This window comes from Pseudomonas tensinigenes (assembly GCF_014268445.2).
Lineage (GTDB): Bacteria > Pseudomonadota > Gammaproteobacteria > Pseudomonadales > Pseudomonadaceae > Aquipseudomonas > Aquipseudomonas tensinigenes.
On the sequence record NZ_CP077089.1, the window covers coordinates 6,420,333 to 6,444,386 of the forward strand.

29 protein-coding genes are annotated in these 24,054 nt (G+C 60.3%); 19 read left to right on the forward strand and 10 right to left on the reverse strand.

The features are described 5' to 3' along the window. Positions 1-21 precede the first annotated feature (21 nt). Positions 22-1,026 carry an aspartate carbamoyltransferase catalytic subunit gene (locus tag HU718_RS28595; RefSeq protein WP_007913665.1) on the forward strand — a complete coding sequence of 335 codons (1,005 nt, stop codon included), beginning with the start codon at positions 22-24 and terminating at the stop codon, positions 1,024-1,026. Continuing rightward, the gene (locus HU718_RS28600; protein WP_134176071.1) at positions 1,023-2,294 is read left to right on the forward strand and encodes a dihydroorotase; all 1,272 of its coding nucleotides are present in this window, start codon (positions 1,023-1,025) and stop codon (positions 2,292-2,294) included. Before HU718_RS28595 ends, HU718_RS28600 begins: the two co-directional genes overlap by 4 nt. A gap of 84 nt (positions 2,295-2,378) precedes the next feature. On the opposite strand, the gene HU718_RS28605 is transcribed toward HU718_RS28600, so the two are convergent. Further along, positions 2,379-2,810 carry an NINE protein gene (locus tag HU718_RS28605; RefSeq protein WP_150706378.1) on the reverse strand — a complete coding sequence of 144 codons (432 nt, stop codon included), beginning with the start codon at positions 2,808-2,810 and terminating at the stop codon, positions 2,379-2,381. Positions 2,811-3,058: 248 nt separating this feature from the next. On the opposite strand from HU718_RS28605, the gene HU718_RS28610 reads away from it, so the two are divergent. Next, positions 3,059-3,676: a C40 family peptidase gene (locus HU718_RS28610; protein ID WP_007913648.1), complete on the forward strand. Its 618-nt coding sequence runs from the start codon at positions 3,059-3,061 to the stop codon at positions 3,674-3,676. Between the two features lie 132 nt (positions 3,677-3,808). Here HU718_RS28610 and HU718_RS28615 read toward each other — a convergent pair whose 3' ends face one another. Then, positions 3,809-4,843 carry a type IV pilus twitching motility protein PilT gene (locus HU718_RS28615; protein ID WP_007953348.1) on the reverse strand — a complete coding sequence of 345 codons (1,035 nt, stop codon included), beginning with the start codon at positions 4,841-4,843 and terminating at the stop codon, positions 3,809-3,811. 56 nt (positions 4,844-4,899) lie between these two features. Between HU718_RS28615 and HU718_RS28620 the strand changes: the two genes are divergently transcribed. The 11 genes from HU718_RS28620 (at position 4,900) to HU718_RS28670 (ending at position 12,696) form a co-directional block, all read left to right on the forward strand. Further along, positions 4,900-5,586 (forward strand): YggS family pyridoxal phosphate-dependent enzyme, encoded by a 687-nt coding sequence (locus HU718_RS28620; RefSeq protein WP_186616149.1) that lies wholly within the window; start codon positions 4,900-4,902, stop codon positions 5,584-5,586. Between the two features lie 23 nt (positions 5,587-5,609). Further along, positions 5,610-6,428, forward strand: coding sequence for a pyrroline-5-carboxylate reductase (gene proC / locus HU718_RS28625; protein WP_186616148.1), 819 nt, complete (start codon positions 5,610-5,612; stop codon positions 6,426-6,428). Between the two features lie 10 nt (positions 6,429-6,438). Then, entirely contained in the window at positions 6,439-7,029 is a 591-nt protein-coding gene (locus HU718_RS28630) for a YggT family protein (RefSeq protein WP_077574901.1), read from the forward strand. Next, the gene (locus tag HU718_RS28635; protein ID WP_007913642.1) at positions 7,026-7,322 is read left to right on the forward strand and encodes a DUF167 domain-containing protein; all 297 of its coding nucleotides are present in this window, start codon (positions 7,026-7,028) and stop codon (positions 7,320-7,322) included. Before HU718_RS28630 ends, HU718_RS28635 begins: the two co-directional genes overlap by 4 nt. A 330-nt stretch (positions 7,323-7,652) precedes the next feature. Continuing rightward, positions 7,653-8,792 carry a homoserine O-succinyltransferase MetX gene (gene metX, locus HU718_RS28640; protein WP_016983244.1) on the forward strand — a complete coding sequence of 380 codons (1,140 nt, stop codon included), beginning with the start codon at positions 7,653-7,655 and terminating at the stop codon, positions 8,790-8,792. A gap of 7 nt (positions 8,793-8,799) precedes the next feature. Beyond that, complete coding sequence (metW, locus tag HU718_RS28645; protein ID WP_127930113.1) at positions 8,800-9,420, forward strand: methionine biosynthesis protein MetW; 621 nt, start codon at positions 8,800-8,802, stop codon at positions 9,418-9,420. 26 nt (positions 9,421-9,446) lie between these two features. Beyond that, positions 9,447-9,881: a DUF4426 domain-containing protein gene (locus HU718_RS28650; protein WP_038358835.1), complete on the forward strand. Its 435-nt coding sequence runs from the start codon at positions 9,447-9,449 to the stop codon at positions 9,879-9,881. Continuing rightward, complete coding sequence (rdgB, locus tag HU718_RS28655) at positions 9,878-10,474, forward strand: RdgB/HAM1 family non-canonical purine NTP pyrophosphatase (RefSeq protein ID WP_008083802.1); 597 nt, start codon at positions 9,878-9,880, stop codon at positions 10,472-10,474. Before HU718_RS28650 ends, rdgB begins: the two co-directional genes overlap by 4 nt. Beyond that, on the forward strand, positions 10,471-11,676 hold the full coding sequence (gene hemW / locus HU718_RS28660) for a radical SAM family heme chaperone HemW (protein ID WP_225936829.1): 1,206 nt from the start codon (positions 10,471-10,473) through the stop codon (positions 11,674-11,676). Before rdgB ends, hemW begins: the two co-directional genes overlap by 4 nt. A gap of 22 nt (positions 11,677-11,698) precedes the next feature. Further along, positions 11,699-12,022 carry a DUF3392 domain-containing protein gene (locus HU718_RS28665; protein ID WP_007913629.1) on the forward strand — a complete coding sequence of 108 codons (324 nt, stop codon included), beginning with the start codon at positions 11,699-11,701 and terminating at the stop codon, positions 12,020-12,022. 128 nt (positions 12,023-12,150) lie between these two features. Continuing rightward, positions 12,151-12,696 carry an RNA 2'-phosphotransferase gene (locus HU718_RS28670; protein ID WP_186616147.1) on the forward strand — a complete coding sequence of 182 codons (546 nt, stop codon included), beginning with the start codon at positions 12,151-12,153 and terminating at the stop codon, positions 12,694-12,696. 113 nt (positions 12,697-12,809) lie between these two features. Here HU718_RS28670 and trmB read toward each other — a convergent pair whose 3' ends face one another. From trmB to HU718_RS28690, 4 genes are all read right to left on the reverse strand, one after another. Then, the gene (gene trmB / locus HU718_RS28675; RefSeq protein ID WP_064388069.1) at positions 12,810-13,535 is read right to left on the reverse strand and encodes a tRNA (guanosine(46)-N7)-methyltransferase TrmB; all 726 of its coding nucleotides are present in this window, start codon (positions 13,533-13,535) and stop codon (positions 12,810-12,812) included. 9 nt (positions 13,536-13,544) lie between these two features. Next, positions 13,545-14,339 carry a thiazole synthase gene (locus tag HU718_RS28680; protein ID WP_007913621.1) on the reverse strand — a complete coding sequence of 265 codons (795 nt, stop codon included), beginning with the start codon at positions 14,337-14,339 and terminating at the stop codon, positions 13,545-13,547. A 60-nt stretch (positions 14,340-14,399) separates the two neighbouring features. Next, positions 14,400-14,600, reverse strand: coding sequence for a sulfur carrier protein ThiS (gene thiS / locus HU718_RS28685; protein WP_122604433.1), 201 nt, complete (start codon positions 14,598-14,600; stop codon positions 14,400-14,402). A gap of 71 nt (positions 14,601-14,671) precedes the next feature. After that, positions 14,672-15,052 carry a DUF423 domain-containing protein gene (locus HU718_RS28690; RefSeq protein ID WP_186616700.1) on the reverse strand — a complete coding sequence of 127 codons (381 nt, stop codon included), beginning with the start codon at positions 15,050-15,052 and terminating at the stop codon, positions 14,672-14,674. A gap of 74 nt (positions 15,053-15,126) precedes the next feature. On the opposite strand from HU718_RS28690, the gene mtgA reads away from it, so the two are divergent. Then, on the forward strand, positions 15,127-15,849 hold the full coding sequence (gene mtgA, locus HU718_RS28695; RefSeq protein WP_150648901.1) for a monofunctional biosynthetic peptidoglycan transglycosylase: 723 nt from the start codon (positions 15,127-15,129) through the stop codon (positions 15,847-15,849). A gap of 200 nt (positions 15,850-16,049) precedes the next feature. Here mtgA and rpoH read toward each other — a convergent pair whose 3' ends face one another. The 4 genes from rpoH to ftsY form a co-directional block, all read right to left on the reverse strand. Next, complete coding sequence (gene rpoH, locus HU718_RS28700) at positions 16,050-16,904, reverse strand: RNA polymerase sigma factor RpoH (protein ID WP_003229146.1); 855 nt, start codon at positions 16,902-16,904, stop codon at positions 16,050-16,052. Positions 16,905-17,019: 115 nt separating this feature from the next. Then, on the reverse strand, positions 17,020-18,045 hold the full coding sequence (ftsX, locus tag HU718_RS28705; RefSeq protein WP_034153670.1) for a permease-like cell division protein FtsX: 1,026 nt from the start codon (positions 18,043-18,045) through the stop codon (positions 17,020-17,022). Beyond that, on the reverse strand, positions 18,042-18,713 hold the full coding sequence (gene ftsE / locus HU718_RS28710) for a cell division ATP-binding protein FtsE (protein WP_003229148.1): 672 nt from the start codon (positions 18,711-18,713) through the stop codon (positions 18,042-18,044). Before ftsE ends, ftsX begins: the two co-directional genes overlap by 4 nt. Beyond that, positions 18,710-20,245, reverse strand: a complete 1,536-nt coding sequence (ftsY, locus tag HU718_RS28715) for a signal recognition particle-docking protein FtsY (protein WP_186616699.1) — start codon at positions 20,243-20,245, stop codon at positions 18,710-18,712. The genes ftsE and ftsY overlap by 4 nt, the downstream gene beginning before the upstream one ends. Here ftsY and HU718_RS28720 point away from each other — a divergent pair. The 4 genes from HU718_RS28720 (at position 20,244) to rsmD (ending at position 24,040) form a co-directional block, all read left to right on the forward strand. Then, complete coding sequence (locus HU718_RS28720; RefSeq protein ID WP_025112092.1) at positions 20,244-20,438, forward strand: hypothetical protein; 195 nt, start codon at positions 20,244-20,246, stop codon at positions 20,436-20,438. The genes ftsY and HU718_RS28720 overlap by 2 nt on opposite strands. A 152-nt stretch (positions 20,439-20,590) precedes the next feature. Next, entirely contained in the window at positions 20,591-21,946 is a 1,356-nt protein-coding gene (locus HU718_RS28725; RefSeq protein WP_150749757.1) for a M16 family metallopeptidase, read from the forward strand. Beyond that, entirely contained in the window at positions 21,939-23,426 is a 1,488-nt protein-coding gene (locus HU718_RS28730) for a M16 family metallopeptidase (RefSeq protein WP_186616698.1), read from the forward strand. Before HU718_RS28725 ends, HU718_RS28730 begins: the two co-directional genes overlap by 8 nt. Continuing rightward, positions 23,426-24,040: a 16S rRNA (guanine(966)-N(2))-methyltransferase RsmD gene (rsmD, locus tag HU718_RS28735; protein WP_016983230.1), complete on the forward strand. Its 615-nt coding sequence runs from the start codon at positions 23,426-23,428 to the stop codon at positions 24,038-24,040. Before HU718_RS28730 ends, rsmD begins: the two co-directional genes overlap by 1 nt. Positions 24,041-24,054 lie beyond the last annotated feature (14 nt).

Consider the following 24,054-nt stretch of genomic DNA (forward strand, 5'->3'; position numbering starts at 1 on the left):
CTATTGAGAGTCCCCCTCGCGATGACGCCTCTAGATACCAAGCGCCCGCTGCAGCTCAATGATCAGGGCCAGCTGCGCCACTTCCTCTCGCTCGACGGCCTGCGCCGCGAGTTGCTGACGGAAATCCTCGACACTGCCGACTCGTTCCTCGAAGTCGGTGCCCGGGCGGTGAAGAAAGTCCCGTTGCTGCGCGGCAAGACCGTGTGCAACGTGTTCTTCGAAAACTCCACGCGCACCCGCACCACCTTCGAACTGGCGGCCCAGCGATTGTCGGCGGACGTGATCACCCTGAACGTGTCGACCTCGTCGGCAAGCAAAGGTGAAACCCTGCTCGACACCCTGCGCAACCTCGAAGCCATGGCCGCCGACATGTTTGTCGTGCGCCACGGTGATTCCGGCGCCGCGCACTTCATCGCCGAACATGTTTGCCCACAAGTGGCGATCATCAACGGCGGCGACGGCCGTCACGCCCACCCGACGCAGGGCATGCTCGATATGCTCACCATCCGTCGGCACAAGGGCGGTTTCGAAAACCTCTCGGTGGCCATTGTCGGCGACATACTGCACTCGCGGGTCGCGCGTTCGAACATGCTCGCGCTGAAAACCCTCGGTTGCCCGGACATCCGCGTGATTGCGCCGAAAACCCTGCTGCCGATCGGCATCGAGCAATACGGCGTGAAGGTCTACACCGACATGACCGAAGGCCTGAAGGACGTCGACGTGGTGATCATGCTGCGCCTGCAGCGTGAACGCATGACCGGCGGCCTGCTGCCGAGCGAGGGCGAGTTCTACCGCCTGTTCGGCCTGACCACCGCGCGTCTGGCCGGGGCCAAACCGGATTGCATCGTCATGCACCCGGGGCCGATCAACCGAGGCGTGGAAATCGAGTCCGCAGTGGCCGACGGCCCGCACTCGGTGATCCTCAATCAGGTCACCTACGGCATCGCGATTCGTATGGCCGTGTTGTCCATGGCCATGAGCGGGCAAACCGCCCAGCGCCAATTCGAGCAGGAGAACGCCCAGTGAAGCTCAGCATTCTCGGCGCACGCGTCATCGATCCAAGCAGCGGCCTGGATCAAGTTACCGACATTCACGTTGAAGCCTGCAAGATCGTCGCCCTCGGCGCGGCCCCAGCGGGTTTCACGGCAGTAGAAACCATTGATGCCCAAGGCCTTGTCGCCGCTCCGGGCCTCGTTGATCTGAACGTGGCCCTGCGCGAGCCGGGTTACAGCCGCAAAGGCTCGATCATCAGCGAAACCCGCGCAGCGGCCGCCGGTGGCGTGACCAGCCTGTGCTGCCCGCCGAAAACCAAACCGGTGCTCGACACCTCCGCCGTGGCCGAACTGATCCTCGACCGCGCCCGTGAGGCCGGCAACACCAAGGTGTTCCCGATCGGCGCGTTGAGTAAAGGCCTGGACGGCGAACAACTGGCTGAGCTGGTGGCGTTGCGCGACGCTGGTTGTGTGGCGTTCGGCAACGGTCTGGAGAGTTTCCGCAACACCCGCACTTTGTGCCGGGCGCTGGAATACGCAGCGACCTTCGACCTGACAGTGATCTTCAACTCGCAGGATCACGATCTGGCCGAAGGTGGTCTGGCTCACGAAGGCGCGGTGGCCAGTTTCCTCGGCTTGCCGGGGATTCCGGAAACCGCTGAAACCGTGGCATTGGCCCGTGACCTGCTGCTGGTCGAGCAGACCGGCGTGCGTGCGCACTTCAGCCAGTTGACCAGCGCTCGCGGCGTGGCATTGATCGCTCAGGCGCAGGCGCGTGGTTTGAAGGTGACGGCGGATGTCGCGCTGTATCAGCTGATTCTTACGGACGAAGCGCTGATCGACTTCAGCAGTCTGTACCACGTGCAGCCGCCGCTGCGTACGCGTGCTGACCGTGATGGCCTGCGTGAAGCGGTGAAGTCCGGCGTTGTGTCGGCGATTTCCAGCCATCACCAGCCGCACGAACGCGACGCCAAACTGGCGCCGTTCGGCGCGACAGAGCCGGGCATCAGCAGTGTTGAACTGTTGCTGCCACTGGCGATGACGCTGGTTGAGGATGGTTTGCTGGATCTGCCTACCTTGCTGGCGCGTTTGAGCGCAGGCCCGGCTGAAGCGCTACGTCTGCCGGCTGGCAAACTGGCGGTGGGTGGGGCGGCGGATATCGTGCTGTTCGATCCGCAGGCTTCGACGGTGGCCGGTGAAAACTGGTTGTCGAAGGGTGAGAACTGCCCGTTCATTGGGCACACTTTGCCGGGTGTGGTTCGCTACACGCTGGTGGATGGGCGGATCAGCCACCAGGCTTGATACCGGGTTGCCCCCATTCGCGAGCAAGCTCGCTCCCACAAGGATCACCGCGAACCCTGTGGGAGCGAGCTTGCTCGCGAAGACTTACTGGAAAGCGCCTCTGCCTTCGGCGTTACGCAACGAGACCTGATCATTCAGCGTCCAGAAGTCATACAACACCCCCAGAAAGAACAACCCGCCCGTCAGCAGATAGATCAGGCCACTGATCCACTTGCCCTGATACATCCGGTGCACGCCGAGCGCGCCAAGGAACGTCAGCAGAATCCACGCCACGTTGTACTCGATCGGCCCGGCGGTAAAACGCAGATCCGCCTCGCGATCCATTGCCGGGATCAAGAACAGGTCGATCAGCCAGCCAATACCCAGCAAACCGAAGGTGAAAAACCAGATCGTCCCGGTCACCGGCTTGCCGTAATAGAAGCGGTGAGCACCGGTAAAACCGAAAATCCACAGCAGATAGCCGATGATTTTGCTGTGCGTATCCTGCTGCTGAACAAATTGTTGATAGGGGTTCATGAAGACCTCGATTCACACGATAGATAAATATTCTTGAATTCTTTGTGACTTTTTTACAGGTAGCCGACGTACGGCAAATGTTACCGTTGCTACCGTCAAAGCCTTATAGCACCTGACTTCTGTCCGACAATTGCGTCCATTTGCCGCTTATTTGGTTCCGTTGGCCTCCAACTGAATCGACCAACGGCCTCGGAATGAAAAAAAACTCTGTTATAAAGTTGCGCGCTATCACTTAAGAGCCACGCCTAATGCGACCATTTTTCAAGACATGGCTAACCATCTGCCTATTAATGCCACTGGCCGCCCACGCCACCAATCGTGAGCAACGTCTTCCTAACGTTAACGGCTTTACCCCTAAATCCCATGCTTCGGCTCCTTCGAGCAAAAGCAGCAAAAGCAAAACCACCACGCTGAGCAGCAAGAGCCACAGCAAGCTGGTGCCACCGATGGCGAGCAAGGAAAGCAGCAATGTGCTGAGCCGCGCTGTGAACGTCCTCGGTACACCTTATCGTTGGGGCGGCAGCAGCCCAAGTAAAGGCTTCGATTGCAGCGGTCTGGTGAAATACGCGTTCAACGACGCTACGTTCGACCTGCCACGCACCTCCAACGCCATGGCCAGCGGTCACGGCGAGAAAGTCGAACGCAAGGATCTCAAGCCGGGCGACCTGATTTTCTTCAATATCAAAAGCCGTCGGGTCAACCACGTTGCCATCTACCTGGGCAACGACCGCTTCATCCACGCCCCGCGTCGTGGCAAAGCGGTGAGCATCGATACGCTGAACAAGCCGTACTGGCAGCAGCATTACGTGGTTGCCAAACGTGTGTTGCCGAAAGAACAACAGCAGATGCGCGTGGTTCAGCGCTGAGCTGACTGATCCGGAATCTGCTCAAGCAGTACTGGCCCCTTCGCGAGCAGGCTCGCTCCCACATTGGAATGCATTTCCATGTGGGAGCGAGCCTGCTCGCGAAGGGGCCGGTAATAGCAACACAACTCCCCCTCAGAAATTATCCGGCGTCCGCGCCTTCTCCCGCGCATGCTCGCGGCTGATCAAACCCTTGGTCACCAGATCCTTCAGGCACATGTCCAGTGTCTGCATCCCCAACGATCCCCCCGTCTGAATCGCCGAATACATCTGCGCGACCTTGTCCTCACGGATCAGGTTACGGATCGCCGACGTGCCCAGCATGATCTCGTGTGCCGCCACCCGCCCGCCGCCGATCTTCTTGATCAGCGTCTGCGAGACCACCGCCAGCAACGACTCCGACAGCATCGAACGCACCATCGACTTCTCGTCGCCGGGGAACACGTCGACCACCCGGTCAATGGTTTTCGCCGCTGAGGTGGTGTGCAGCGTGCCGAACACCAGATGCCCGGTTTCCGCAGCGGTCAGCGCCAGGCGAATGGTTTCCAGGTCACGCATCTCACCGACCAGAATCACGTCCGGGTCTTCGCGCAGCGCTGAACGCAAAGCCGTAGCGAAACTGCGGGTATCACGGTGAACTTCACGCTGATTGATCAGGCATTTGCGCGATTCGTGAACAAACTCGATCGGGTCTTCAATAGTCAGGATATGGTGATGACGGTGGGTGTTGAGGTAATCGATCATCGCCGCCAGTGTGGTCGATTTGCCCGAGCCGGTCGGCCCGGTGACCAGCACCAACCCGCGCGGGGCATCGGTGATCTTGCGGAAGACGTCGCCCATGGCGAGGTCTTCCATGCTCAGCACCTTCGACGGAATCGTACGAAACACCGCCCCGGCGCCACGGTTCTGGTTAAAGGCGTTAACCCGAAAGCGCGCGACACCGGGGACTTCGAAGGAAAAGTCGGTTTCCAGATGTTTCTCGAAGTCGACCCGCTGGGTGTCGTTCATGATGTCGTAGATCAGCTCATGCACTTGCTTGTGATCCAGCGCCGGCAGATTGATCCGCCGCACATCGCCATCGACACGGATCATCGGCGGCAGACCGGCCGACAGGTGCAGGTCGGAAGCGCCCTGTTTGGCGCTGAAGGCCAGCAATTCAGTGATATCCATAGCGCTCCTCAATTCCAGTAGAATGCCGCGAACCTTCAGACCGCTGGCGCCTCTTGATGTCCACGATAGCAGACAACATTTTCCACGTTGGTTCGCGCATCCAGACCGCGACCCAAGCCGCACACCGTCCTGAAAACAGCGTCCAGTTGCTCGCCGTGAGCAAGACCAAACCCGCCGAAGCGCTGCGCGAAGCGTATGCCGCCGGCCTGCGCGACTTTGGCGAGAACTACCTGCAGGAAGCCCTGGGCAAACAGCTCGAACTGGCCGGCCTGCCCTTGATCTGGCACTTCATCGGCCCCATTCAATCGAACAAGACTCGTGCGATTGCCGAGCATTTCGACTGGGTGCATTCCGTGGATCGCCTGAAAATCGCTCAACGTCTGTCCGAACAGCGCCCGGCTGAACTGCCGCCGTTGAACATCTGCATTCAGGTCAACGTCAGCGGTGAGGCCAGCAAGTCCGGCTGCACGCCTGACGATCTGCGGGCATTGGCCGCTGCCATAAGCGCTTTGCCGCGCCTGAAACTGCGCGGCTTGATGGCGATTCCCGAGCCAACCGACGACCGCGCCGAGCAGGACGCGGCCTTCGCCGCCGTGCAGAAATTGCAGGCCAGCCTCGAACTACCGCTCGACACGCTTTCCATGGGCATGAGCCACGACCTCGAGTCGGCCATTACCCAAGGCGCCACTTGGGTGCGGATTGGTACCGCCCTGTTTGGCGCCCGTGATTACTCCCAGTCTTGAACGTTTCCAGATAAGGACCACACATGAGCAACACACGTATTGCGTTTATCGGTGCGGGCAACATGGCGGCCAGTCTGATTGGCGGCCTGCGCGCCAAGGGGCTGGAAGCCGGGCAGATCCGTGCCAGCGACCCGGGTGAAGAAACCCGCGCCAAGGTCAGCGCCGAGCACAGCATCGAAACTTTCGCCGACAACGCCCAGGCCATCGACGGCGTCGATGTGATCGTGCTGGCGGTCAAGCCGCAGGCCATGAAAACCGTGTGCGAAACGATTCGCCCGAGCCTGAAGCCGAATCAATTGGTGGTATCGATCGCAGCGGGCATCACCTGCGCAAGCATGACCGCGTGGCTTGGCGAGCAGCCGATCGTGCGCTGCATGCCCAACACCCCGGCGCTGCTGCGTCAGGGCGTCAGCGGTTTGTACGCAACCAGCGAAGTCACTGCTGAGCAACGTCAGCAAGCCGAAGAGCTGCTGTCCGCTGTCGGCATTGCCCTGTGGCTGAATGAAGAACAGCAACTGGACGCCGTTACCGCTGTGTCCGGTTCCGGCCCGGCCTATTTCTTCCTGCTGATCGAAGCCATGACCGCTGCTGGCGTCAAACTCGGCCTGCCGAAAGACGTCGCAGAACAACTGACCCTGCAAACCGCACTGGGCGCGGCGCACATGGCGGTCTCCAGCGATGTCGACGCTGCCGAACTACGCCGCCGTGTGACCTCGCCAAACGGCACCACGGAAGCTGCAATCAAATCATTCCAGGCCAATGGCTTTGAAGCCCTGGTCGAAACCGCACTCGGCGCCGCCGCGCACCGCTCGGCCGAAATGGCCGAACAACTGGGCAAATAAGGAGCCTTACATGATTGGATTGAACACTGCAGCGGTTTACGTGCTGCAAACCCTCGGCAGTCTGTACCTGCTGATCGTGCTGCTGCGCTTCGTGCTGCAACTGGTACGGGCGAACTTCTACAACCCGCTGTGCCAGTTCATCGTCAAAGCGACCCAGCCACTGCTCAAACCACTGCGCCGGATCATTCCGAGCATGTTCGGTCTGGACATGTCGTCGCTGGTGCTGGCGATTCTGGTGCAACTGGCGCTGATGGCGCTGACCCTGCTGCTGACTTACGGCACCACCGGTAATCCGCTGCAACTGTTTATCTGGTCGCTGATCGGCGTGACCGCGCTGTTCCTGAAGATCTTCTTCTTCGCCCTGATCATCAGCGTGATTCTGTCGTGGGTTGCACCGGGCAGCCACAATCCGGGCGCTGAGCTGGTCAACCAGATCTGCGAGCCGGCGCTGGCGCCGTTCCGCAAAATCCTGCCAAACCTTGGCGGTCTGGATCTGTCGCCGATCTTCGCCTTCCTCGCGCTGAAGCTGATCGACATGCTGGTGATCAACAATCTGGCGGCGATGACGATGATGCCGGAAATCCTCCGTCTGCTGATGTGAGCTGGTTTCGATGGGACGGTGACGACTTGATCCTCGAGTGTCACCTGCAACCGGCAGCCCGCAGCGATGACTTCGCCGGGCTGCATGGGGATCGCCTGAAGATTCGTCTGACTGCGCCGCCGGTCGAGGGCAAGGCCAATGCTTATCTCATGGGCTTTCTGGCCAAGGCGTTTGGGGTGTCCAAGAGCCAGGTCAGTTTGCTCAGTGGCGAGTTGAACCGGCAGAAGCGAGTGAAGATTTGTTCGCCGAAGAAGTTGCCGGATTTGCCGGGGTTGGTTGGGCGCTTGTCTTGAGTTTGGCGGCGTCTGTACCCCTCACCCCAGCCCTCTCCCCCTGGAGAGGGAGCCGATCTATGGTGTTTTCAAAACTTGAGTTCGACTCGATATCTCACGTCGGCGTATCTCGAACATCCACCCCAGTCAGTCCCATCTCCCTCCGGGAGAGGAACCTGACTTGGCTGGTTTTCAAGGCCTGAGTTCAACTCGATAGATCAGGTCGGCGTAGCTCAAAAGAACACCTCGGTCAGTCCCCTATACCTCTGGGAGAGGGTTAGGGTGAGGGCTGCTTGCCGCTAACCCCCCCGGTCTTTAGACTTACGCCTCATTTCAACGAGAGCAGGGTCGATGCCAACTGCCTTTCCCCCCGATTCTGTTGGTCTGGTGACGCCGCAAACCGCGCACTTCAGCGTTCCGCTGGCGCTGGCCTGTGGCCGCTCGCTGGCCGCCTATGACCTGATCTACGAAACCTACGGCACGCTGAACGCGCAGGCGAGCAACGCCGTGCTGATTTGCCACGCCTTGTCCGGCCATCATCACGCTGCCGGCTATCACAGCGTCGACGACCGCAAACCCGGTTGGTGGGACAGCTGCATCGGCCCGGGCAAACCGATCGACACCAACAAGTTCTTCGTGGTCAGCCTGAATAACCTCGGCGGCTGCAACGGCTCCACCGGCCCGAGCAGCATCAACCCGGAGACCGGCAAACCGTTCGGCGCCGACTTTCCGGTACTCACCGTGGAAGACTGGGTGCACAGCCAGGCGCGTCTGGCCGACCTGCTCGGCATCGGCCAGTGGGCGGCGGTGATTGGCGGCAGCCTCGGCGGTATGCAGGCGTTGCAATGGACCATCACCTACCCTGATCGCGTGCGTCATTGCCTGGCCATCGCCTCGGCACCGAAGTTGTCGGCGCAGAACATCGCCTTCAACGAAGTCGCACGTCAGGCGATCCTCACGGATCCGGAATTCCACGGCGGTTCGTTCCAGGAAGCGGGCGTGATCCCCAAGCGCGGCTTGATGCTGGCGCGGATGGTCGGGCACATCACCTACCTGTCCGACGATTCCATGGGCGAGAAATTCGGCCGTGGCCTCAAGAGCGAGAAGCTCAACTACGACTTCCACAGCGTCGAGTTTCAGGTCGAAAGCTACCTGCGTTATCAGGGCGAAGAGTTCTCCGGACGCTTCGACGCCAACACCTATCTGTTGATGACCAAGGCACTGGATTACTTCGATCCGGCGGCGAACTTCGACGATAACCTGGCGAAAACCTTTGAGAACGCCACGGCCAAGTTCTGCGTGATGTCTTTCACCACTGACTGGCGCTTCTCCCCGGCCCGTTCGCGGGAACTGGTGGATGCGCTGATGGCGGCGCGCAAAGACGTCAGCTATCTGGAAATCGATGCGCCGCAGGGCCACGACGCCTTCCTGATTCCGATCCCGCGCTACTTGCAGGCGTTCGGTAATTACATGAACCGCATCACGCTGTGAGAAAGCCATGAGAGCTGATCTGGAAATCATCCAGGAATGGATCCCCGCCGGCAGCCGCGTACTCGACCTCGGTTGTGGTGACGGCGAGCTGCTGACCTGGCTGCGCGACAACAAGAATGTCACCGGTTATGGCCTGGAAAACGACGCCGACAACATCGCCGAGTGCGTGGCCAAGGGCATCAACGTTATCGAGCAGGATCTGGACAAGGGGCTGGGCAACTTCGCCAGCAACAGTTTCGACGTCGTCGTCATGACCCAGGCCCTGCAAGCCGTGCATTACCCGGACAAGATCCTCGACGAAATGCTCCGGGTCGGTCGTCAGTGCATCATCACCTTCCCGAATTTTGGTCACTGGCGCTGCCGCTGGTACCTGGCGAGCAAGGGCCGCATGCCTGTCTCCGAGTTCCTGCCGTACACCTGGTACAACACGCCGAACATTCACTTCTGCACCTTCGAAGACTTTGAAGAACTTTGCCGCGAACGTGATGCGAAGGTCATTGATCGGCTTGCCGTGGATCAACAGCACCGCCACGGGTGGGCCAGTAAGCTATGGCCTAATCTGTTAGGTGAGATCGGTATCTACCGCGTCAGCAGCCCGCAGCTTGCAGACCACAAAGTCGCGGTCTGAATCCCGTCATTTCGAGGAGCACGATCATGGGTCGTTTAGCGTTGTTGTTATTGACTGCCTGCCTGAGCGCCAGCGCTCTGGCGGCCGACGTCATCAAAGGTGAGCGCAAGGAAACCTTTGGCGACGTGACGGTGCACTACAACACCTTCAACTCGACGTTCCTGCAACCGGACATCGCCAAGGCCGCGGAGCTGATCCGCAGCAAGAATCAGGGCGTGATCAATGTCTCGGTGATCAAGGACGGCAAACCGCTGGTCGCCAACGTCACCGGCACGGTCAAAGACCTGACCAGCCAGAGCGTGCCGCTGAATTTCCGCCAGATCACCGAACAGGGCGCGATCTACTACATCGCCCAGTATCCGGTTGAGCAGCAGGAAACCCGCACCTTTGAAATCAAGGTGCAGAACGGCGACAAGATCCACACCATCAATTTCAACCAAGAACTCTTTCCCGGCGAATGATGAACATCAAGCAGCTCGTACTGGCCAGCCATAACGCCGGCAAACTCAAAGAACTCCAGGCCATGCTCGGCGAATCGGTGCAACTGCGCTCGATTGGCGAGTGGAGCAAGGTCGAGCCGGAAGAAACCGGCCTGTCGTTCGTCGAGAACGCCATTCTCAAGGCGCGCAATGCCGCGCGCATTTCCGGGCTGCCGGCGCTGGCCGACGATTCCGGTCTGGCGGTGGATTTCCTCGGCGGCGCGCCGGGCATCTATTCGGCGCGCTATGCCGACGGCAAGGGCGATGCGGCGAACAACGCCAAACTGCTCGACGCGCTGAAGGATGTGCCGGAAGCCGAGCGCGGCGCGCAGTTTGTTTGCGTGCTGGCGCTGGTACGTCACGCCGATGATCCGTTGCCGATCCTCTGCGAAGGCTTGTGGCACGGGCGCATTCTGACGGCTGCCAGTGGCGAACACGGTTTCGGCTACGACCCGTTGTTCTGGGTGCCGGAGCGTGACGTCTCCAGTGCCGAACTGAGCCCGGCCGACAAGAACCAGATCAGCCACCGCGCCCGTGCAATGGATCTGCTGCGCCAGCGTCTGGGCTTGAAATGACCCGTGACTCTTCCGCGTCGTCGCTGATTGTCGGCGGCGCCGCCTCTTCGCCTCGGGCGCCGCTGCCAACGCTGCCGCCCCTGGCGTTGTACATCCACATCCCGTGGTGTGTGCGCAAATGCCCGTATTGCGACTTCAACTCGCACACTGCCAGCCCGGTGTTGCCGGAGCAGGAATACGTCGACGCCTTGCTGGCCGATCTCGATCAGGATCTGCACGCGGTTTACGGCCGCGAAATCAGCTCGATCTTCTTTGGTGGCGGCACGCCAAGCCTGTTCAGCGCCGAAGCGCTTGGGCGTTTGCTTGAGGGCGTCGAGCAGCGCATCCCGTTTGCCCACGACATCGAAATCACTCTGGAAGCCAACCCCGGGACCTTCGAGCAGGAGAAGTTCGTCGCGTATCGCAAGCTGGGGATCAATCGCCTGTCGATCGGCATCCAGAGCTTCCAGCAGGAAAAGCTCAAAGCGCTGGGCCGCATTCATAACGGTGACGAAGCAGTGCGCGCGGCGGGGATGGCGCGGCAGGCCGGGTTCGATAACTTCAACCTCGACTTGATGCACGGCTTGCCCGATCAGTCGCTGGACGATGCCTTGAGCGATCTTCGCCAGGCCATCGAACTGAATCCGACGCACATTTCCTGGTATCAGCTGACACTGGAACCGAACACCGTGTTTTGGAACCAACCGCCAGTGCTGCCGGAAGACGACACGCTGTGGGACATTCAAGAGGCCGGGCAAGCGCTGCTGGCGGAACACGGTTATGCGCAATACGAAGTCTCGGCTTATGCACAGACCGGACATCCTGCGCGGCATAACCTCAATTACTGGAGTTTCGGCGACTTCATCGGCATCGGCGCTGGCGCCCACGGCAAGCTGAGCCATCCGGACGGACGCATCGTTCGTGCCTGGAAAACCCGTTTGCCGAAGGACTATCTCAACCCGGCAAAAAGCTTCCAGGCTGGCGAAAAAGCGCTGACCAATGACGAGATGCCGTTCGAGTTTCTGATGAACGCTTTGCGCCTGACCGCCGGGGTTGAATCGCGCCTGTATCCGGAGCGTACCGGGCTGTCGCTGGAAAGCCTCGCCGAAGGCCGGGCAGCAGCAGAACAAAGCGGTCTGTTGCAGGTCGAACCGTCACGTCTGGCGGCCACCGAGCGCGGACAGCTGTTCCTCAACGACTTGCTGCAACAATTTCTGACCTGACTTCAGTCCCAAGGGAAAACGCATGGATTTGATACTCGACCTGCTCGCCACCGTCTCCCGCTGGAGCCGCAGCAACCTCTCGGAAATCGCCCTGGCGCTGGTGGGCTGCCTGCTGGTGCTGTTCGGCGCCGACTTCAAAGGCTGGGTCGAACAACGCCTGGGCAGCATCGCCGGCGCCCTGCGCGTGCCGCTGATGGCCCTACTGTGCGTGATCGGCAGCGGCGCCGCGCTGATCTACGCCACGCCGTGGGTGATCAAAGGGTTGAGCCAATTCAACAACTACAGTTTGGCGCCGGTGCTGTTGGTGGTGCTGGTGCTGATCGGCGTAGTCGCCGACCGCCGCTGACTTTCAGTACATACAAAACAACTGTAGGAGCTGCGGCACGCTGCGATCTTTTGATCTTGAGACCAAATCAAAAGATCGCAGCGTGCCGCAGCTCCTACATGGGAATACGTCGAGAATCAGGGAAGTTCATGAGTAAGAAACGGCTGGACGAAACAAGTAAGTTTCTCAGTTTCGTGTTGCGCCACGAGCCTCAGGCGATTGGGCTGACGCTGGATTCTGAAGGCTGGGCGAATATCGACGCACTGATCAGCGGTGCTGCCGGTGACGGCCGAAACCTGGACCGCACACTGATTGAAAGCGTCGTCGCGAGCAGCGACAAAAAGCGCTTCTCGATCTCCGAAGACGGCCAGTCCATTCGCGCTGTTCAGGGGCATTCGACGAAAAGCGTAGCGCTTCAGCTTGAAGAAAAGCAGCCACCGGAAACGCTGTATCACGGCACGGCGACGCGCTTCATCGACTCGATCAACCAGCAAGGCCTGATCCCGGGATCGCGTCACCATGTGCATCTATCGGAAGAGTCCGCCACTGCCTCAGCCGTAGGGCAACGCTACGGAACCGTGGTCATTCTGAAAGTCGCCGCGCAACAGATGCAGGAACAAGGTTTCAAGTTTTATCAGGCCGAGAATGGCGTCTGGCTGACAGAACACGTGCCGGTCGACTTCATTTCCTCCTGACCATCCCCCAAAAACAACTGTAGGAGCTGCGGCACGCTGCGATCTTTGATCTTGAAAAACAAGATCAAAGATCGCAGCGTGCCGCAGCTCCTACCTTGGGTATTGCGTGATGCTCAGGACTGCTTTTCGAACTTCAGGTCCCACACGCCATGGCCAAGACGTTCGCCGCGGCGTTCGAACTTGGTGATCGGGCGTTCGGCCGGGCGTGGGACGCACTTGCCGTCTTCGGCGAGGTTGCGATAGCCCGGGGCGACGTTCATCACTTCCAGCATGTATTCGGCGTACGGCTCCCAGTCGGTGGCCATGTGCAGAATGCCGCCAACCTTCAACTTGCTGCGCACCAGTTCGGCGAACGAGGCCTGAACGATACGACGCTTGTGGTGGCGGCTCTTGTGCCACGGATCCGGGAAAAACAGCATCAGGCGATCGAGGCTGTTGTCGGCGATGCAGCGATTGAGCACTTCGATCGCGTCGCAATCGTAGACCCGCAGGTTGGTCAAGCCCTGAGTCAGCACGCCATTGAGCAGCGCGCCGACACCCGGACGGTGCACTTCAACGCCGATGAAATCCTGCTCCGGCGCTGCCGCAGCCATTTCCAGCAGCGAGTGGCCCATGCCGAAACCGATCTCCAGCGACCGCGGCGCCGAACGGCCGAACACTTGATCGTAATCCACCGGCGCATCGGCCAAAGGCAGCACGTACAGCGGCGCGCCCTGATCCAGACCGCGTTGCTGGCCTTCGGTCATGCGCCCGGCGCGCATCACAAAACTCTTGATGCGGCGGTGTTGGCGCTCGTCGCCTTCTTCCGTCTGGATAGGCGTGTCGTTCGATTCAGTCATCAATGGCTCTTACTTGATCAGACCATCCAGCGGCGAAGAGGCGCTGGCATAGAGTTTTTTCGGCATACGGCCAGCGAGGTAGGCCAGACGGCCTGCAACGATGGCGTGTTTCATGGCTTCAGCCATCATCACCGGTTGCTGGGCGTGGGCGATGGCCGAGTTCATCAGCACCGCATCGCAACCCAGTTCCATGGCGATGGTCGCGTCGGAGGCAGTACCGACACCGGCATCGACCAGCACAGGAATCTTGGCTTCTTCAAGGATGATCTGCAGGTTGTACGGGTTGCAGATCCCCAGACCGGAACCGATCAGACCGGCCAGCGGCATCACCGCGATGCAGCCGATTTCTGCCAGTTGGCGGGCGATGATCGGGTCATCGCTGGTGTAGACCATCACGTCGAAACCTTCCTTGACCAGCGTTTCCGCGGCCTTGAGGGTTTCGATGACATTAGGGAACAGGGTCTTCTGATCAGCCAGTACTTCCAGCTTCACCAGATTGTGGCCATCGAGCAGCTCACGGGCCAGGCGGCAGGTGCGCACGGCTTCGATGGCGTCGTAGCAACCAGCGGTGTTCGGCAGGAAGGTGTAGCGCTCCGGCGACAGCACGTCGAGCAGGTTCGGCTCGCCTTCGATCTGACCCAGGTTGGTGCGGCGCACGGCGAAGGTGACGATCTCGGCACCCGAGGCTTCGATGGCCTGACGGGTTTCTTCCATGTCACGGTACTTGCCGGTACCGACCAGCAAACGCGACTGGTAAGTACGACCGGCCAGCACAAAAGGCTTGTCGCTACGAACGATGCTCATGGGGAATCCTCTTTAGGAGTGAGGGTCTTGCAGAATTCTGTGCCCTCGCGGGCCGGGCGATCAGCCGCCGCCGATGGCGTGCACCACTTCAACGTTGTCACCATCGTTGAGCGTGGTGTCGGCATGCTGACTGCGCGGGACGATATCCAGATTGAGTTCGACTGCCACCCGGCGTCCAGTCAGTTCCAGACGGGTGATCAGGGCCGCAACGGTCTCGCCGTCGGGCAGTTCAAGGGATTCACCGTTCAACTGAATGCGCATGCGTAACGCCGCCATCATTTTTAGGGGCTGGCATTCTAGCCCGATCATGACCTAAAGGTCAGCACCAAGCGTCAAGCGGTTGGTTGCAAGCGCCAAGCGGCGAGCCCCAGGCACAGCCAGCCGACCAGAAATGCCAGGCCACCGAATGGGGTGATGATGCCGAGCTTGCTGATGCCGGTGGTGGTCAGCACGTACAGGCTGCCGGAGAACAGCAGGATGCCAATGGTGAACGACACGCCGGCCCAAGTGACCAGTCGGCCCTGAATCTGCGTGGCCAACAGCGCCACACCGAACAGCGCCAAGGTATGCACCAGTTGATAGGTCACGCCGGTGTGGAAGATCGCAAGATACTCGGGCGTCAGGCGGTTTTTCAGGCCATGGGCGGCGAAGGCACCCAAGGCGACCCCGGTGAAACCGAAAAAAGCGGCCAGCATCAAAAAGCCACGCAGCATTGGGAACTCCAGTCAGACGCGATCGGCAGGGTCTGTATAATGGCCCGCTCCACCGGTTCGGCCAAGCCATCTCTATGCTGCGTACTATTTTCCGTCGTCTCACGAAGGCCCTGCTCTGGTTCGCCGGTGGCAGCGTTTTGCTGGTGCTGGTGTTTCGCTTCGTGCCGCCGCCGGGAACGGCGTTGATGGTCGAGCGCAAGATCGAATCCTGGGTCGATGGCGAGCCGATTGACCTGCAGCGCACGTGGAAACCGTGGGACGAGATCTCCGATGATCTCAAAGTGGCGGTCATGGCCGGCGAGGATCAGAAATTTCCCGAGCATTGGGGTTTTGATTTCAGCGCAATCCAGGCTGCACTGGCGCATAACGAGCTCGGCGGCTCGATTCGCGGGGCCAGCACCTTGAGCCAGCAAGTGTCGAAAAACCTGTTTCTGTGGGCCGGACGTAGCTATCTGCGTAAAGGCCTGGAGGCATGGTTTACCGCGCTGATCGAAGTGCTCTGGCCCAAGCAGCGGATTCTTGAGGTGTATCTGAACAGCGTCGAGTGGGATGACGGGGTGTTTGGCGCCGAAGCTGCGGCCCGCCATCACTTTGGCGTGAGCGCGAAATCCTTGTCACGGCAGCAGGCGAGTTATCTGGCGGCTGTTTTACCCAATCCGCGTGTCTGGAGTGCCAGCCATCCGACGGCTTATGTGTCGCGCCGGGCCGGGTGGATTCGGCAGCAGATGAGTCAGTTGGGTGGGGATAGCTATTTGCTTGGCCTCAACGATTCGCGGCGGGCACCGTGGTCTCGATAACCAGTCACGAATCTTCCAAACCCTGAAGACCCCCTGTGGGAGCGAGCCTGCTCGCGAATACGGTGTGTCAGTCAACATCAGTGTTGAATGAACATCCGCTTTCGCGAGCAGGCTCGCTCCCACAGGGGCCAGTATGTCCGCACAAATGAAAACGCCCCGATCATCGCTGATCGGGGCGTTTTTTATTGCCTGCTCGCCGGTTATGCGGCAATCGACAACTTGAGCTTGTTCATCGCGCTCTTCTCGAGCTGACGGATCCGCTCGGCCGACACGTTGTACTTCTGCGCCAGGTCGTGCAGCGTGGCTTTCTCTTCTGCCAGCCAGCGCTGGTAGAGGATGTCGCGGCTGCGTTCGTCCAGCACTTCCAGCGCTTCGTGCAGGTTGTGGTTGGAGTTGTCGCTCCAGTCGGCATCTTCCAGTTGACGCGCCGGATCGTACCGGTGGTCTTCCAGATAGTTGGCCGGCGACTGGAAAGCACTGTCGTCGTCCGCTTCCGCGGCCGGGTCGAAGGCCATGTCATGGCCGGTCAGGCGACTTTCCATCTCGCGCACTTCCCGCGGTTCAACGCCGAGGCTTTCCGCCACACGGTGGACTTCCTCGTTGTTCAGCCACGCCAGACGTTTCTTCTGGCTGCGCAGGTTGAAGAACAGCTTGCGCTGGGCCTTGGTGGTCGCGACTTTCACAATGCGCCAGTTGCGCAGGATGAACTCGTGAATTTCCGCCTTGATCCAGTGCACGGCGAACGACACCAGACGCACACCCATTTCCGGGTTGAAGCGCTTCACGGCCTTCATCAGGCCGACGTTACCTTCCTGGATCAGGTCAGCCTGAGCCAGACCGTAGCCGGAATAGCTACGGGCGATATGTACAACAAAACGCAGGTGGGCGAGCACCATCTGCCGAGCCGCCCCCAAATCCTGCTCATAGTAGAGACTCTCGGCCAGTTCACGCTCCTGCTCCGGCGTCAGCAATGGAATGCTGTTGACGGTGTGCACGTAGGCTTCCAGGTTCGCACCCGGAACCAACGCATACGCAGGTTGCAAAGAATTGGTCATACGAAAAAACCTCCCACTTACATACTCGTGCCTCTCGGCACTGCGAAAAATTGACCGGGAATTCAAGTGCAAGTTCCCAAAAAAACCGCGAGGTCAATCACGCGCAAAAAAGATTCTACTTCGGCGCCAGCTCCCTGAGATGGCGTGCGACTGCAATCCATGCACCGATATAACCCAACAGCACCGCGCCAAGCAAGAGCGACAGACCGTCGGCAACTGGCACTCCGGCCAGCGCGAAATCACTGCCGTACAAGCCGGCCAACCCAACCACCGCATCGTTCAGCCAGTTCAGGCCAAACGCCAATACACCCCAGGACAACAGTCCCGCACCGAAGCCATACAACGCCCCCATATAAAGGAAGGGGCGACGCACATAGCTGTCAGTGCCGCCGACGAGTTTAATCACTTCTATCTCGGTGCGGCGGTTTTCAATATGAAGACGAATGGTATTGCCTATCACCAAAAGTAATGCAGAAACCAAAAGCACCGTCAGACCGAAAACAAAACGATCGCCAAGCTTGAGGATGGCCGCCAGACGCTCGACCCAGACTAGATCAAGTTGCGCCTGTTGTACCTTGGGCAGCTCGGAAAGTTTTTGTCTTAATGCTTCCAGCGTCGGCTTGTCGACTTCGTTCGGGGTCACCAGCACCACGCCCGGCAACGGGTTCTCCGGCAGCTCACGCAGGGCTTCGCCCAGTCCGGACTGTTGCTGGAACTCCTCCAGCGCCTGATCGCGGCCGACATATTCAGCATCAGCTACGCCGGGCATGCCTTTGATCTGCTCGCGCAACGACTCGCCTTGCTCCGGGCTGGCGTCGAGTTGCAGATACAACGAGATCTGCGCCGCCCGCTGCCACGAACCGCCAAGACGCTCGACGTTGTTGAGCAACAGCGAAAGCCCCATCGGCAGGCTCAGCGCCACCGCCATGACCATGCAGGTGAAAAAACTGCCGATCGGCTGTTTGCCCAAACGACGCAGGCTGTCGAGCAGGCTGGCGCGATGGCTTTCGACCCAGGCACGGAACAACGTGGCGAAATCCGGGCCATCGTCATCGTCGTGCTTTTTCTTCTTCGGCGGCTGCGGATCGGCGGCTTTCGGGGCCACGCGTTCGGAAACCTTCGGACTGCGTGTCGCACTCATACCCCGGCCTCCCCGTCACCGATCAATCGGCCACGTTGCAGGGTCAGCATGCGATGACGCATGCGCGCGATCAGTGCCAGGTCGTGACTGGCGATCAGCACGCTGGTGCCCAGACGGTTGATGTCTTCGAACACGCCCATGATCTCGGCCGCCAGACGCGGATCGAGGTTACCGGTCGGTTCGTCCGCCAGCAGCAAGGCCGGACGGTGAACGATGGCGCGAGCAATACCGACACGCTGCTGCTGACCGGTGGACAGGTCGCCTGGGTACAGATCGGTTTTATCCGACAGCGCCACGCGCTCCAGTGCCGAATCGACACGCTTGGCGATTTCGGCCTTGGACAGCCCGAGAATCTGCAGCGGCAAGGCGACGTTGTTGAACACCGTGCGATCGAACAGCAACTGGTGATTCTGGAACACCACGCCGATCTGCCGGCGCAGGAACGGAATCTGCGCGTTGCTGATAGTGCTCAGGTCTTGCCCGGCCAGCAGCAGTTTGCCGCTGGTCGGACGTTCCATCGCCAGCAACAGGCGCAACAAGGTGGATTTACCGGCACCGGAGTGGCCGGTGACAAACAAGAACTCGCCACGACGGACTCGAAAGCTCAGCTCATGCAAGCCGACGTGACCGTTCGGGTAGCGTTTACCGACCTGTTCGAAACGAATCATGAACGCTCCCGCTCGGCAAACAGTGCCTGGACAAAGGGTTCGGCTTCAAAGGTACGCAAATCGTCGATGCCTTCACCGACGCCGATGTAGCGGATCGGCAGGCCAAATTGCTTGGCCAGGGCGAAAATCACCCCGCCCTTGGCGGTACCGTCGAGTTTGGTCAGCGCCAGGCCGGTCAGTTCGACGGTCTGGTTGAATTGCTTGGCCTGATTGATCGCGTTCTGGCCAGTACCGGCGTCGAGCACCAGCAGCACTTCATGCGGTGCGTCGGCGTCGAGCTTGCCGATCACCCGGCGAACCTTCTTCAGTTCTTCCATCAGGTTGTCTTTGGTGTGCAGACGACCGGCGGTGTCAGCGATCAGTACGTCGATGCCACGAGCCTTGGCAGCCTGCACGGCGTCGAAGATCACCGAAGCCGAGTCGGCGCCGGTGTGCTGGGCGATGACTGGAATCTTGTTGCGCTCGCCCCAGACCTGCAATTGCTCCACCGCAGCGGCACGGAAGGTGTCACCGGCGGCGAGCATGACTTTCTTGCCTTCCAGTTGCAGCTTCTTCGCCAGTTTGCCGATGGTGGTGGTTTTGCCGGCGCCGTTGACGCCAACCACCAGAATCACGAAAGGCTTGTTCTGCGAGGCGATTTTCAGCGGTTGTTCGACCGGTTTGAGCATCGCGGCCAGTTCGGCCTGCAGGGATTTGTACAGCGCGTCGGCGTCGGCCAGCTCTTTGCGGGCGACCTTCTGGGTCAGGCGCTGAATGATCTGCGTGGTGGCTTCGACGCCGACGTCGGCGGTGAGCAGACGGGTTTCGAGGTCATCGAGCAGATCGTCATCAATGGTTTTGCGGCCAAGGAACAGGCTGGCCATGCCCTCGCCGATACTGGCGCTGGTTTTCGACAGGCCTTGCTTGAGACGGGCGAAGAAACCGGCTTTGGTTTCTTCGGTGCGCGGGGCTTCGACTGGGGCCTCGGCAACCACTTCGACCGGCACGGCTGGAGCTGCAACTACGGGAGCAGGTTCCGGCTCGGGCTGTTGCACGACTGGAGCAACAGGAGCAACAACGACCGGAGCAACAGGCTCAGGCGCAATCATTTCAGGAGCAGGTTCAGCAACCACCCGCACAGGTTCGATGATCGGCTCAACCACTGGCGCCGGCGCCACTTCAGGCACAAACGCAGCAGGTGCAGGAATTTCCGGGGTGATGTGCGGCGCAGCCTCTTCAACCAATGCCACCGGCTCTTCCGCCACTGGCAAGGTCAGCCATGGCTCAGCCGCCGGAGTCAGCGGCAGCTCAGCCGCCACAGGCGCTTCAGGCTCTGGTTCTGGCTCAGCCGGTTGCAACACCGGCTCGGCAATCGGCAGCACAATCGGAGCCGGCTCTTCTTCTATTAAAGGAGCAGGCGCCGGGGCCGGTTCAGGAATGGCGGGCGGCTGTTCGACGACGGGTTCCTGCGGTTTCTTACGCAGCCATCCGAACAGGCTTTTCTTCTCGCCAGCCGCAGCTGGGGTCTTCTTGTCGTCGTTGGAACCAAACATGGAGGACGGCTATCTCACGGTAGCGACGCGCCATAAGGGCGCCCCGGCAAATAAATATTCGATGCAGAACAGACTGTGTTTCATCCAGCTTGTTCACGCGCAACATTTTGTCGAGGCGCCACAGGCACCTCAAAGGTCGATTAATACGAAGGACTGGAACGGCATCGTCGGCGAAAACGCAGAGTTTAGCTGACAAACTCAAAGCTTCTTCCGGGAACCCATACAACCTATCGACCGATCAGTGGCTTGATAGGCGTGGCCGCCAGTAAAACGGATCAGTATCCTAGCACCCTCTCGCCCGCTGACGCTAAGACCAAGCGGGCAGCCCAACAGGTTAAAAAACGAATGAATGCTCTAGCCCGCCGCGCTGCAGGCCTGCTGCTCAGCACAGTCTGCCTGCCCCTTTCGGCCCTGGCGGCCGACCCGCAACCGACTCACGAATTCACCCTCGACAACGGCCTCAAGGTCGTCGTGCGCGAAGACCATCGCGCGCCAGTGGTGGTGTCGCAGGTCTGGTACAAGGTCGGTTCCAGCTACGAAACCCCGGGCCAGACCGGTCTTTCCCACGCGCTTGAGCACATGATGTTCAAGGGCAGCGAGAAAGTCGGCCCCGGCGAAGCGTCGCTGATCCTGCGCGATCTGGGCGCCGAAGAGAACGCCTTCACCAGCGACGACTTCACCGCTTATTACCAAGTGTTGGCGCGCGACCGTTTGGGCGTAGCCTTTGAACTGGAAGCCGACCGCATGGCCAATCTGCGCCTGCCGGCCGACGAGTTCGCCAAGGAAATCGAAGTCATCAAGGAAGAGCGCCGCTTGCGCACCGATGACAAGCCGATGTCCAAGGCTTACGAGCGCTACAAGGCCATGGCCTACCCGGCGAGCGGCTACCACACGCCAACCATCGGCTGGATGGCTGACCTTGACCGCATGAAGGTCGAAGAGCTGCGCCACTGGTACCAATCCTGGTACGTGCCGAACAACGCCACGCTGGTGGTGGTTGGCGACGTCACCCCGGACGAAGTGAAAACCCTCGCTCAACGCTATTTCGGCCCGATCGCCAAGCGCGACGTGCCACCGGCGAAACAACCGCTGGAACTGGCCGAGCCCGGCGAACGCAAAATCACTCTGCATGTGCAGACACAGCTGCCTAGCCTGATGCTCGGCTTCAACGTGCCGAGCATCGCCACTGCCGAGGACAAACGCTCGGTCAACGCGCTGCGGTTGATTTCGGCGCTGCTCGATGGCGGCTACAGTGGACGCATTCCCACACAACTGGAGCGCGGCGAAGAGCTGGTGTCCGGCGGCTCGTCGAGCTACGACGCCTACACTCGCGGCGACAGCCTGTTTACCTTGTCGGCCACGCCGAACACCCAGAAGAAAAAGACCATGGCGCAAGCCGAGGCCGGTCTGTGGAAGTTGCTGGAGCAGTTGAAAACCACCGCGCCGTCCGCCGAAGAACTGGAACGCGTGCGTGCACAAGTGATCGCCGGCCTGGTTTTCGAACGTGATTCGATCACCAGCCAGGCCACCGCAATCGGTCAACTCGAGACCGTAGGCCTGTCGTGGAAACTGATGGACACCGAACTCGCCGATCTGGAAAGCGTGACCCCGCAAGACATCCAGAACGCCGCCAAGCTGTATTTCACCCGCGAACGTCTCAGCGTCGCCCACGTCCTGCCACTGGAGACGACTCATGAGTGAGCGCAAAACCCCACGCCTGCTGCTCGGCTTGATCGCTGTCGCGGTGATCGGCTCCGCCGCGTTTTACCTGACACCAAGTGCTGACAGCAAAGCGAGTGAAGCCCTCGACAACGCCAAGACCAGCCAAAAGCTGCAATCGCTGGCCGAGCTCGACGGCAAGGCCCCGGCCAGCCGCAAACTCGACGTACAGACCTGGAGCACCGCCGCAGGCGCCAAGGTGCTGTTCGTCGAAGCCCATGAGTTGCCGATGTTCGACATGCGCCTGATCTTCGCTGCTGGCAGCAGCCAGGACGGCAGCGCTTCGGGTCTGGCAGTGCTGACCAACGCGATGCTCAACGAAGGTGTCGCCGGCAAAGACGTCGGCGCCATCGCTCAGGGCTTTGAAGGCCTGGGTGCGGATTTCGGCAACGGTGCGTTCAAGGACATGGCGCTGGCCTCGCTGCGCAGCCTGAGTGCTGCCGACAAGCGTGAGCCTGCTTTGAAGCTGTTCTCGGAAGTCATCGGCAAACCGACCTTCCCGGCCGACTCCTTCGCGCGCATCAAGAACCAGATGCTTGCCGGTTTCGAGTACCAGAAACAGAACCCCGGCAAACTCGCCAGCCTTGAGCTGATGAAGCGTCTGTATGGCGATCACCCGTACGCGCATTCGAGCGACGGCAATCCGCAGAGCGTGCCGAAGATCACTCTCGCGCAATTGCGTGAGTTCCACGCCAAGGCCTACGCGGCCGGCAACGTAGTGATCGCATTGGTCGGCGACCTGTCTCGCACGGAAGCCGAAGCGATTGCCAATCAGGTTTCCAGCGCACTGCCGAAAGGCCCGGCGCTGGCGAAAATCGCTCAGCCGCAGGAACCGAAAGCCAGCATCAACCACATCGAGTTCCCGTCAAAGCAGACCAACCTGATGCTCGCGCAACTGGGCATCGACCGTGACGACCCGGATTACGCGGCGCTGTCGATGGGCAACCAGATCCTCGGTGGCGGCGGTTTCGGCACACGCCTGATGAGCGAAGTGCGTGAAAAACGTGGCCTGACTTACGGCGTATATTCGGGTTTCAGCCCGATGCAGGCTCGTGGCCCGTTCATGATCAACCTGCAGACTCGCGCGGAAATGAGCGAAGGCACCCTGAAACTGGTGCAGGACGTGCTCGCCGACTACCTGAAAACCGGTCCGACGCAGAAGGAGCTCGACGACGCCAAACGCGAACTGGCCGGCAGCTTCCCGCTATCGACCGCGAGCAATGCCGATATCGTCGGCCAACTCGGCGCGATGGGCTTCTATAATCTGCCGCTGAGCTACCTGGATGACTTCATGCGTCAGTCCCAGAGCCTGACCGTCGAACAAGTCCGCGACGCCCTGAACAAACACCTGAGCACGGACAAAATGGTCATCGTCACTGCTGGCCCGACCGTGCCGCAAAAGCCGTTACCGGCCCCATCTGATAAACCTGCCGAGCAACCGCTCGGGGTTCCGGAGCATTAATGGCAACTCGTTCCCCTAAAAAACCTGCGCAAAACGTCCACAACGGTGTGAACCAGTTGCGCATCATTGGCGGCCAATGGCGCAGCCGCAAGCTGAGTTTCCCCGATGCGCCGGGCCTGCGCCCGACGCCGGACCGAGTGCGTGAAACCCTGTTCAACTGGCTCGCACCGTACGTTGAAGGGGCCAAAGTGCTCGACCCGTTCGCCGGCAGCGGCGCGCTGTTTCTCGAAGCACTGTCCCGCGGCGCGGCCATGGGTCAGGCGCTGGATGCCAGCAACATCGCTGTCTCCAGTCTGAAGGAACACCTCGGCACCCTGCGCTGCACCAACGGTCAGGTGCAGACCGCCGACGCCCTGCGTTATCTGGAAACCCAGACCGCCAGTGCGTTCGACCTGGTGTTCCTCGACCCGCCGTTCAATCAGAACCTGCTGCCGGCCGTTTGTACCTTGCTCGAAGAGCGTCAGTGGCTGGCGCCCGACTCGTGGATCTACACTGAAAGTGAAACAGCGCCATCAACGCTGGGCCTGCCGGGCAACTGGCGCCTGCACCGCGAGCAGAAATCCGGCCGGGTTTACTACGCGCTGTGGCAACGTACGGCAGAGATCGCCGGTTAACCGACCGGCCTGAA